Origin of the sequence: Psychrobacter sp. NPDC078409 (assembly GCF_050268505.1) — a bacterium.
Lineage (GTDB): Bacteria > Pseudomonadota > Gammaproteobacteria > Pseudomonadales > Moraxellaceae > Psychrobacter.
The window spans coordinates 1-12,122 of the sequence record NZ_JBNNGW010000001.1; the positions used below are offsets into that span (position 1 = coordinate 1).

Annotated in this window: 2 protein-coding genes; one reads left to right on the forward strand and one right to left on the reverse strand. The window is 43.0% G+C overall.

Annotation, left to right across the window (positions count from 1 at the left end; translation table 11 throughout):
- Nucleotides 1-24 precede the first annotated feature (24 nt).
- On the forward strand, nt 25-10,218 hold the full coding sequence (locus tag ACQKC9_RS00005; protein WP_427620017.1) for a VCBS domain-containing protein: 10,194 nt from the start codon (nt 25-27) through the stop codon (nt 10,216-10,218).
- 375 nt (nt 10,219-10,593) lie between these two features.
- Here ACQKC9_RS00005 and ACQKC9_RS00010 read toward each other — a convergent pair whose 3' ends face one another.
- On the reverse strand, nt 10,594-12,048 hold the full coding sequence (locus tag ACQKC9_RS00010; RefSeq protein WP_427620019.1) for a coniferyl aldehyde dehydrogenase: 1,455 nt from the start codon (nt 12,046-12,048) through the stop codon (nt 10,594-10,596).
- Nucleotides 12,049-12,122: the final 74 nt, after the last annotated feature.

Below are 12,122 nucleotides of genomic sequence, written 5' to 3' on the forward strand. Positions count from 1 at the left end.
CTGAGCACTGATGAAGACACGGCAGTGGCTGTGCCGCTCATAGGCGATGACATCGATGGCACCGTTGCCAGTGTCACGGTACTGCAAGTGCCGCCTACCAATCAAGGTGTGCTTACCTATGAAGATGATGGACAAACGGTTGAACTCACTCCTGGTACCGTATTAACTGCTGACCAAATCACAAGCGTTGTATTCACTCCCGCGCCAAACTTCAATGGACGAGTCAGCAACATCCAATTCAGCACCACTGACGATGATGGTGCCATCTCAGCGCCAGCCACCGTTGAGATCACGGTAACTCCTGTTGTTGACATCACTTATGTTGTTATCACGGGAGACGAAAATGTTATTGAAGGTAAAGAGGCTGAATACACAGTCAAGTTTTTAGATGAAAGTGGCAACCCTGTCGTGGTTACTCAAGCCACCGATGTTACCGTTATCTTCAACAATGTCAGCACCCAAGATGCCGACACCGGCTATAACAATGCCCAAACCATTACGGTCACCATACCTACCGGACAATCGAGCGTAGCACTTGACGTTGACACCATCGATGACTATCTTGCAGACGATGGCGAAAACTACAGTCTCACCATCACCAGTGTTGGTGCCAACGAATTTGAAGCCGTCGACTTTAGTGACGAGGCGACCAACACCGTCACCACCACCATCGACAGCAATAATGCAGGCGACAGCGCGAATGAGGGCGGACTTGATAGCAATGATGTTGTCTATGTCAAACTAACCGGTGATGACAGCCAAGTAGAAGCAGACGATGCTGTACTGACGCATACTTTATCGCTTGTGGATGCTGATGGTCAGCCTGTTGTTTTACCAGTAAGTGGCAGCGTAGTGGTTAATTTATCTTATCTTAACGATGAGACCACTGCGGTTGATTTTGATGCGAGTAGCAAGCTGACTACGGTGACGTTTAATGCCAGCACTGGCAATCAAATTATCCTCACCAACAGGGTATTAAATGATCAATTAAAAGAAGGCATCGAGAATTATCAGCTATCAATAAGCTCTGTTGATGGTACCAATAGTGGCTTTGAATCTGTCCAAATTGTTACTGAAAACAGTGTCACAGGCCAGATTGTCGATGACGTTGATCTCAAACCTGATGTCAATACTGTACAAGAAGATGGCATTTTAACCGCGACAGGCAATGTATTAGCTAATGACGAAGTCGGTACAGAAACATCCGTCAGCTTGCAGAGTCAGCCTAGCGATGCAAATGATTATGGCGCGCTGACGCTAAATAATGACGGCTCGTATACCTATGTTCTAAATAATAACAGCTCTACCGTACAAGCCCTTGCCAGAGGGGAGGCAGTTGAACAAGTATTTACTTACAGAGTAGGTGATGATACTCAAACCTTAACCATCACTGTAACTGGTACCAATGACGCGCCAACCTTGGATGTCTCTGATAATAGTAATACCACTGCCAATTATGCAACGGCTTACCAAGAGGGCGGTGTTCCCGTTGCTATCAGTGATAGTAGCGCTATTGCCGACATTGATAATAACGATACGATTGGCAATGTACTTATTGTATTAACCAACTCACAAACAGGCGATTTAATTGCCATTGAAGAAGGTGATCTACCAGCAGGTATTTCAGCCACATTGTTAGGAAATAGCCGCATTGAGTTGAGCGGGAGTGCAAGCTTAGCTGACTACCAGTCCGCTATTGATGCCATCACTTTTGCCAATACCTCTGCTACCCCTAGCGAAATAGACCGTATCATTGAAGTGACAGTCACTGATATAAATAATGCTAATAGCAATACAACAACGACGGTTATCAGTGTGGATGCGACACCGCAAGCAGTCGATGATACTGCCCAGGTCACTGAAGGCGGTAAAACTATATCGTCGAATACCACGTCCCTAAACTTACTAACCAACGATGATTTGGGTACGCCAAATACAACCATTACGTCATTCACATATTTAGATGAAAATGGCATTAGTCAAACAGGAGTAACAGGCTCTGTAATCGATACTCAATACGGCTCGCTAACTATCAACGCAAATGGCACGTGGTCATACACATCGGATGATACATCGGATAATCTAAATGGCATTATCGATAGCATCTCTTATACGATTACAGATGCCGATGGTGATACCAGTAGCGCTGATTTTAATATCACAGTGGATGACACGCAGCCCACGGCACTTATTCCTGAAGTGACGCTGAATGAAGATGATCTAACTGGCGGTACTGATACGACGCCTGATGCGCTACGAGTGACGCGTAACCTTGGTATCACTAAAGCTGCAGATGACATCAGCGATGTGATATTCACTGGTGTTACCACAGCAGGGCTAGAAGCTTTAGCGCTTGAGTCCAATGGCGAACCGTTGACTTACCAAGTGAGCAATGACGGTCATACGATGGTTGCTAGTGCCATAGGTAGTGAAGTGTTTACCATTACTTTGACCAATCCCACAGATAGCACTGGAGATGCGCAAGCGTTTATATTTGAGCTACAAGGTCAGCTAGATCACACTGATGGAGTTACAATCACTTTACCTGTCAAATATGAAATTCAAGATACAGACAGTGCCACGGTGCAACAGTTTAATGTCAATATCGCAGATGATAAGGTGCTGGCTACAGATGATACACCTGTAAGTGTGGTGGAAGGCTCGTACGTTGATGGTGATGATAGTACGTTACTTACCGGTAATGTTCTTGATAACGATAAAGGTGCAGATGCGGATTTGAAAATCAATACCTTTACTTATTTAGATACAGATGGCAATACGGTTGAAGATTCTACCGATTTTGGGGTGGGTCTCGAAACGCCGACAGGTATCTTAACGGTTAATGAAGATGGTAGCTGGACGTTTGCTGCTAATAAAGAGATTGATAATCGTGACCCTGCGCCTAACCTACAAGACGATGGCTCATTTAGTTATACACTAATCGATGCTGATGGTGATGTGTCAGATGCTGCTGAACAGCCTATAAGCGTAACAGACACCGCACCGGTTATCGAAAGCGATGAAAGCGTCGTCTTAAAAGAAGGTGATTTGTTCCCTGATTCTGGTACGGCTAGCACTTATGTGGTCAAAGTCGATTCCGCATTTACGGTCACTGGCAATGAGGATAATATCTCTGATATTTACTTTATCATGGGTGATGGCGATCCAATAAACGGCCGTTTCCAGAGCAGTGGGCTACCGCTTTATTATCGCTATGCTGAGGTCGATGGCGTAATAGATTATAGCACCCTATATGTGTCGACTACCCAGCGCGGCGATCTGATTGCGGATACAGTCGATAATCCTAACAACAATGTCATATTCAAAGTGGAAATTAACCCTGAGGGCTTGCCATATACTAGTGCAGATGCCCTGACTTATACCGCCACCCTCTATGATACGATCAGGCACGATAATATCGATGCTAATAATGACGGTAGATTAGACAATATTATATTTGATCTCGATTATGCGGTAGTCGATGAAGATGGCTCGATCACTGAAGATCAGTTCGATGTCGAAGTCGAAAATAGACTATTTAATAAAGATCTTGATTTTACTATTAATGAAGGAGACTTTGCGGACCTCACTGAGGATGAAAACATTGCCCCAAATGGCAAGGATGCCCTGTTAATCAATGCTGCTGAAAACTTTGATGGCGGTGTGGTCACCATATTGAATTATGATCTATCGTCATCGATAGATTTGCAAAGTGGTGAATTTATTTATATTGATGTCAACGGCAATGCCATTAATACCGATGATCAGAATAACCCAGCCATCGTTGGTAGTTTGAGAAATATTGGCAATGGGCAAATTGAGTTTAACCCAGAAGAAAACTACTCTTCTATCGCGACGCCAAACGATAGAGCTGATTTACCAAACAGACCTAGTAGTTATGAGCAAACCCCTAATGAATTTAACGATTTTTATAGTGTGATGTTTAACCTGCGTGCACAAGATGGGGGACAAACCTTAACCAGTAGAATTAATATCGAAGTAGATCCTGTTGCCGATGCGCCTATTATCGTTATTGACGCGGCTGAAGTTGATATCGTTGATGGTGTTTATACCAACTATGTTGAAGAGGATTCATCGACGCAGCTTGGTTTTATAGCACCAATCATTGGTGATAATGGGGTTGAGGCAAGTACGGATCTGAGTATCTATGATCCAAATTATGTGAATGGCACTAAGCGCGAGAATGATGACAATATAAACGGTGGTTCTGTTGATCGTACCGAACGTTTTGGGGCGATTACATTAAGCGGATTACCTGAAGGTGCCCAGCTATCTTATATTGATGGCAGCGGCACTCAGCAGATTATTATTGCCCGAACAGGAGATGATGGTACGGTCACGATCAAACTCACTGATGGTACTCATATTGCCGATAGTGAGTTTACGGCTGATGTTGAGATGACAAGTGACCAGTTTGAATCATTAATCGTCTTTCACCCAGATCAAGATGCCACTAACTTTACAGTAACCATGAGTGTCACTGAGTATGAAGTCGATGAAAATGGTGTACCTTATCCGCTAGAGCCTAACGACTCTAGCAGTGTAGATCCTGATAGTAGCTTGATAGCAGAGACCACATCAGTAGACATACTTATCGATGTACAAGCGGTGACAGATACGACGGTTATCGATTTACTAGAACCTGTGGCTCTCCCGCCTAGTACAACTTCTATCACTCTGTCAGACGAACCCAATAATGGCATTGATAAAAACGACACGATCAATGCGGTTATCGACGAAGACAGTAGTCTAGATTTGCAATCTATATTGAATGAGACATTTGTAGATACCGATGGCTCAGAGGAGTATTGGTATTCTATTGAAGGGTTAGGTGAGCTAAATGGTCAGGTGGTGACGGTCAATGGCGTCAGCTATACCGTAGCTGATGGCACAGTCGAGCTTCCAAGAGCGCAAGTGACGGCTGAGGATCTAGACCCAAGCTTTACCTTTACGCCGCCAGCAGATTTTGCGGGTGTTATTAATGCAACACTTACACTCAATACGCGAGATAGTGATTCCGATTCTATAGATGTTAATCCTGCTATTCAGATCGAGCAGACTTCTGTGCAATTGAATATAACGGTCAATCCTACCATCGATGTGACAGTAGTGGATCCACAGGTAGGGGATGAGGATGCAGCGATTGCATTATTTACAATAAATGATGCGGGCGATTCAGTCTTTACTATTACTGATCAAGATAGTAGTGAAACATTGTCAATAGTGGGTATCTTGAAAGATCAAATTGATGATTTGATTACTGCAGGTGCCGAAATTTCTCTAAACGGTACGCCTATCACGACAGCAGATTTGACAGATGAAGGGCTTTATTATGGCTTTAATGTCGATAGTTTGGATGGCTATACTATCACACCACCAGCGCATAGCAGTGCCGATATCGCGCTCACTTATTTTGTAGAGACTACTGATGGTTCTGTCGATAGTGATAACCCCATTACTGACAATGATACCTTTGATGTCACTATTAAGGTTACTCCAGTGGCTGAGAGTGCAAATATCGATAGCGATGGTGGTAATGGCACGGATGTCACTTTAAATCCAGATCATACCTATGCTGTACCAGCATTTGAAGATGGTGATGATGATGGTGTGAGCAGTTCAGCCCCTGTTTGGTACGACTTATCGACTGATGCTGGCTTTATTTTGCTTAATGGTTGGTCGAATGAAGATGATACCAACGACTTTGGTGAACCAAGCCATAACAATAATCGTACCGATTCAGAAGAGACCTTTGCCCGTCTGATCGTCCAGATTAAAGATGATAACGGTGACTGGGTCAATGCGAGTGGGGCTCAGTTCCGTTATGACATCGCAGGTGAGCCGCAGACTGTCACAGCAGGTAAAAATGGTGTAGACGTACCAGTGGCTGGGCTTAGCAGCTTGGCATTTATTCCGCCTAATAATTATTCAGGCGAATTACGTATTCAAGAGCAAGCGGTCACCATCGACTATGATGAAGATGATGATACCGCAACAGATAAAGTCCTATCTGGCGAATCTTTCCTTTATCTGACTGTGACGCCTGTTGCTGATGATGTGCTGCTTAGTGTGCAACCTGCTCAAGGAGTAGAAGATGCAGGTAGATCTAATGGTAATCCAACCGGTATAGACGGTTATACGCCAGCTGACACTATTGACACTCCAGAGGGGGGTATCGAGCTTAAGATAAAGGCACAGTCCAAAGATACAGATGGTTCTGAAACTTTCAACATCACTATCGATGCGTTACCAGATGGTGCCTCTCTCTATGTGTGGGATGCTGATAATAGCACAAACGGTGGCTATGTCTTGATCAACCAAAACTATGGCACAGTCAATGATATTGCCACGGTAGATAATGCTGGTATTACGTGGTCGGTCACGCTCACCGATTACCAAAACGATAAAGTACCGTTTTTCATACCCCCATTGAACAGTAATGACAACTATACGTTGCTAGTCAGTGGTGTGTCAGTAGATGGCGCGGACACCAGTGAGCCTAGCACACCATTAGCATTACCTATTAAGATCACTACAGTCGCGGATAAAATCCTCAATGATGAATTGAATGAAGTTACCTTTGATTATGATGGTCAAGCCTCAGATAGCTACGCAGTCATTCTTGAAGAAAGCGACTTAGATGCTGCTGATAATGAGATAGACTTTAATACTATTTTTCAGACACCAGAGGCTATCAGATCCTATGACAATGATGGCTCTGAAGTCGTAACCTATGTCATCACAGGTCTTGATGATAGATTTACCATGCAAGGTGCCGACGTAACCTTCATCGGTGGTCAAGGTACCGCCAGACAGTGGGTTGTGACTGATGAAGCGATCAATAATGGTGAGATAGTACTCAAAACTGAAGACAATTTCGCAGGTGAGATTAACTTTAATATCAAAGGCGTCAGTACGGAGAAAACAGGCGGTAGTGAGGCAAGTCAAAACATCCAGCCTGTACAAATATTTGTCAAGCCGGATGCGCTTGATAATGATGTGGTCAATCCTACTGCTGTGCAGAATGAAAACGCGTCTGTCACGTTAGACTTTGAGCGTGCCTTTAGGCGTACAGATAACACAGATAATTGGACATCAGGCGTTGAAGAGTTAAATAGTATGGCTATTAGCTTGACTGACCTTGAGGCACTTGGCGTTCAACTCACTGTTGGCAGCATTGACGGCGTCGGTGGCGTTGTCATCACAACTGATCAAGCAGACACTGAAGGATTTTATACCATCATTCGTGGTTCAAATGGTGAGTTTAACGCCAGTATCGAGGCTACTGCAGCTGAGCCTGCCAGTGCTCAGTCTGGTTTCGTCAATCATAAATCAGGCAATGATGTCTATCAATTTGGCATCAAATATACAGTGACCGATACCGTCAGAGCTACGAATAATGAGACGGCAGATATCGTCTATCAGACAACGCTAACCCGTGATACGAACTTCGTTGTAGACGTCCTTCCTATTACTGATGCGCCATCATTAGTCAATCTTGCTGAGATTGAGACTTCAGAGACCATTGATATCGTCAACGCCGATACGGCTGATGATGAATTTATTAAAACGGTCACTCTCACCTCACCAGACTTAGATGGTTCAGAGGTGTTTACACGAGTGCAAGTAGGCGGTGTGCCTGATGGTATTTTGGTGCAAGTGGATGCTAATGGTAATGGCACCTTCGTTGACGCGGTCAAAGCTGGTGACACTTGGTACGTCGTCTTTGATGATGAAACCATAGATACGTCTATTACGGCGAGCGTAGATATCAAGTTCAGTGTAAAAGCGGGTTATGATGTAGATAATGCAGAGAACGTACCTATTACGGTTACCGCCTATAACCAAGATGCACCTGATGTTGAGCAATTAGCACAGGCAATCTTTGATTTGACGCTTGTCACAGGTACGGACGGTGGTGGAGAGGTGCCTCCTGAGTTAGTAGCAGACCTCATCGTACAGCCCATAACTTTGACTGAGGATGGAGCCGGCCAATCTTTAAATAACTTTATCGTTGGTACACTTAATCAGGTGGCTTATGACAACCAAATGTCTGCACCGATATCATTCACCATTGCTAATTTGCCTGATGATGTGGTATTAGAATCGTCCAACGGGGTCTTGTTATCTAAACAAGGCAGTACATGGTTAATCAGTGGCAATGTAACCAGTGATAGTGATATTGCCGAGTTACTGTCTAATATTAGTATTGTTCCCACCAGTGATTACAGTACAAACAACCAAAGTGAGGCAGTTAATTTAGATATCTCATTTACAGCGACTGATAGTAATGGTGACTCTGAGACTGTGACAGCAGACGATCCAGCGTTTCCAATAGGTGATCCAGGCACGAATGACAGCACATTGATTGTGCTGCCTATTACCGATTACTTTAGTTTTCATGAAGACGATCCTACAGCACCACAGAATGACGATAACATCGTCATAGAGGAAGATGCAGAAAAAACCCTAACGTTGAATCTGACAAATACTGTAGACGTAGGTAATGTCGAAGTTATTGGCGGCAATGTCTATCTTCAGTTCGCTGACAGTGCTTCCATCAACGGTACGCTTAGGGACACCAATGGTGAGCCTTTAGATACAGTCTCTAACCCTACTGGATTGCCTGTAGGGACGTACTTTGCCTTGCCAGTGGGCACAGATAATCCTACGTCTGTAAGTTTTAACTTCGTTCCTGAACCGAACGAAGATGGTGCGACTGCGATTGAGGCGTATGTAGTACACAAGGAGACGACAGATATCTCAGATCATGACACAACTACGCTAGTATCACGCAAAGACTTTGAAATCACTGTTGAAAAAGGCGCTGATCCTTTGCTGTTCGTCGTCAATGAGGCCGCGTCAAACTTAACTGTAGATGAAGATCAGGGCGAGATCGGTGTCAATACTGATATCAATGTCGTTAGTATCGTGTATGACACCGTACAAACTGATGAAGATGATCAGCCTGCGACCTTCATACTTGATAATGTCAATGATAACTTTACCGTATACTATGTCAATGATAGCGGAGATATCGTCATAGCCAACAAAACAGGGACAGGGTCGTGGAGCTTGCCAAGTACCGAGATAAACCCGACGCCCGAAATATTTATTCAAGCACCAGAAAACTACAGCGGTACAAGCAGTGCTAATGTTTCAGTATTAAGTACAGATGGGTTACAGGGTGACGCCACAACCGTGGCGCTTGTGTTTAAACCAATAGCTGATGGCGTCGAGTTAACCCCGCAGAACTCAGCGAGTGACGCCTATACATGGGTTGCATTAAATACCAACGCTAAGATGGAAGACACCGACAGCAATGGTATTGATGAAGGAGGTAGTGAGACATTAACCTTGACGATTACCCCTGAAAGTGACAAGCCTTTTGATGAAACTATGCTATTTAGGATTGGCGACACAGGAGAGGTCATCGGCTTACGTAATGCTGAGGTCGATAGCGATGGGATATCTGTTGAATTTGTAGCGGGCAGCTATGTATTAAGTGGCGTGCCTAGCAGTAGTATTAACGATATACAGATTCTGTATCAGGCGTATAACGGTACCATCACTTATACAGGCAAAACTGTCGAGACCTCAGACCCTGAGCAAGTCTTCTCTAGCGAAGAGATCAAAACTGCGGATCTGAACCTGAGTGAGTCTGTCGCTATCGAAACAGGAGAGCAAAACGATACTATCACTACCACAAATCGTAGCACTACCGTAAACTCTGGTGCAGGTGATGATCGCATTACTGGCGGCGCTGGTGACGACTTCCTTGATGGCGGTACTGGTATTAATACACTAATAGGCGGCGCTGGGAATGATACGCTAGTATTCTCTGCTGACAATACCTTAATGGATGGTGGTAATGGTATTGATACTCTACTGATTAATGTGAATAATACTACTATCGATTTTGGTGACTTTGATAATAGCGTGATTGATAATATGGAGGTGATCGACCTGACTGGGAACGATGCGCAATCATTAATCAACATTGGCACCAATGACGTCATTACCATGACCGACAGTAATAATGAGCTGTTTATTAATGGTGATGATGAGGATGAGGTATCTTTGACCGCAGATTTTGTGGCGCAGCAAGTGTCTGATCAAGCAGACTACACCCAGTACCAAAGCACAATAGATCCAACAGTTAACTTATATGTCCATGACGATATAACCATACTATAAGTAGGGTGATTCAGAGTCGATATTTTTAGGTTAATTGCCTTGCAATTTAGTTGTTATATAACGAAAAGCCATAATTTATTATGGCTGTTTGTTGTTTAGTAACTGTAAGGCTTATAGGTTAATTAGTGCATACTCAATAATATTAATAGCATTGTCTGGGAAAAATACACTTCATATACTTGTATAGACCTTACTTCTTTATAAAAGAGTATCTCAAACCAAAAAACTCCCCTAACCATTCAAGTTAGGGGGACTTTTTTATGCGTATCGACATAAACTTATAATGTCTGTAAATCCATCGAAGCGAGGTGCATTAATGGTTCTTTGAGCTATTAGCAGTAATCATTGCTAAAAGATAAATGTGAATTAAGGTAACTATTTGATGAACATAGACATAAATTTATTAAAGACAACTCCGTAAGGAGGTTGTAATAAATTCATAGCATTTATTTTAGGCTGTACTAAAACGGGTTTCATATGACTAAAGCGTTCAAAACCAATCTTACCGTGGTAAGCTCCTATACCAGAATGTCCAACCCCTCCGAAAGGCAATTCATGTTGCAGGGCATGTAATACAATCTCATTAATACAGACACCGCCAGATACTGTATGTGTGCGAATACGCTTAATATCCTTTTCTGAATTTCCAAAAATATATAACGCTAATGGTCTAGGGCGTTCGTTGATAAATACGATAGCTTCATCTAACTTTTCATAATGTATGAGTGGCAGTACTGGTGCAAATATTTCATTTTGCATTAATGCACTCTCTAGTTTAGGTTCAGTTACGATAATAGGGGGCATTAAGCGTGAGTTGATATCTGGCTTCACTTCAGTTGTATGGTGAACATTCTCTTTCGGTATTTCGTCTAGATACTTTTGAACTCTAACAAACTGAGCACTATTGATAATATGGGTATAGTCCTTGTTTGTCGTGATTTTTGGATAATGCTTTTGCATCCATTTTTTAGCTAGACTAGTAAACTGCTCATGATACTTGCGATTTAACAGTACATAGTCGGGTGCTATACAAGTTTGTCCAGCATTTAGCGCTTTACCCGTCATGATTCTATTTACAGCACTTTCTAAGTTGGCATCATCTAGTACAATCACCGGAGATTTACCACCAAGCTCAAGAGTAACTGGGGTTAGATTCGGAGCCGCTGCTGCCATGACTTTTTTGCCTACTTCTGTAGAGCCGGTATAAATCAAATGATCAAACGGTAGCTCACTAAAAGCCACCGCGATATCAACATCACCTACAACAACATTTACCATCTCTGGTGAGAAATGTTTTTCAATCGCTTCAGCAAATGCCTGTGCAAATTTAGGGGCTGCTTCACTCATTTTTACCATCACACGGTTGCCTGCTGTCAGGGCATCTATCATTGGACCAATTGCTAAATATAGTGGATAGTTCCAAGGGACCATGATACCCACTACGCCCAATGGTTGTGGTTCGATTTCATTACGAGCTGGCAAGTAAACAGCTGAAACAGGTGCCTTTCGAGTTTTCATCCAAGACTCACCATGTTTCTTTGCATGACTAATGCTTGTAAAACTTGAAAATAATTCGGCAAACTTAGTTTCACCTTCACTACGTTGACCAAAATCTGCATTGATAGCATTAGTAAGTTTATCCTTATTTTTACTTAATAAGGCTTCAAGAGTTTCAAGTTGAGATTTTCTAGTATCCCAGTCAGTTATAGGTTCTTTGCGACTCAGTTTTTGCAGTCTCAAAAACTGGGCTTGTAGATCTTTCTTGTTGGTAATGATTGCAGGTGAGCTACTTACCGAAGAGCTGTTATCAATTTGAGTGCTATCCATCATTTTCATCCTTGAAATATTTTATGAAATTATCCTAGGAGTAAGGCATATAACCATACTCCTAGGATTTTGCGTAA

What these genes read in the sequence shown, in the direction of transcription:
- ACQKC9_RS00010 (WP_427620019.1), bottom strand. Translation starts at nt 12,048, where the DNA reads ATGATGGATAGCACTCAAATTGATAACAGCTCTTCGGTAAGTAGCTCA.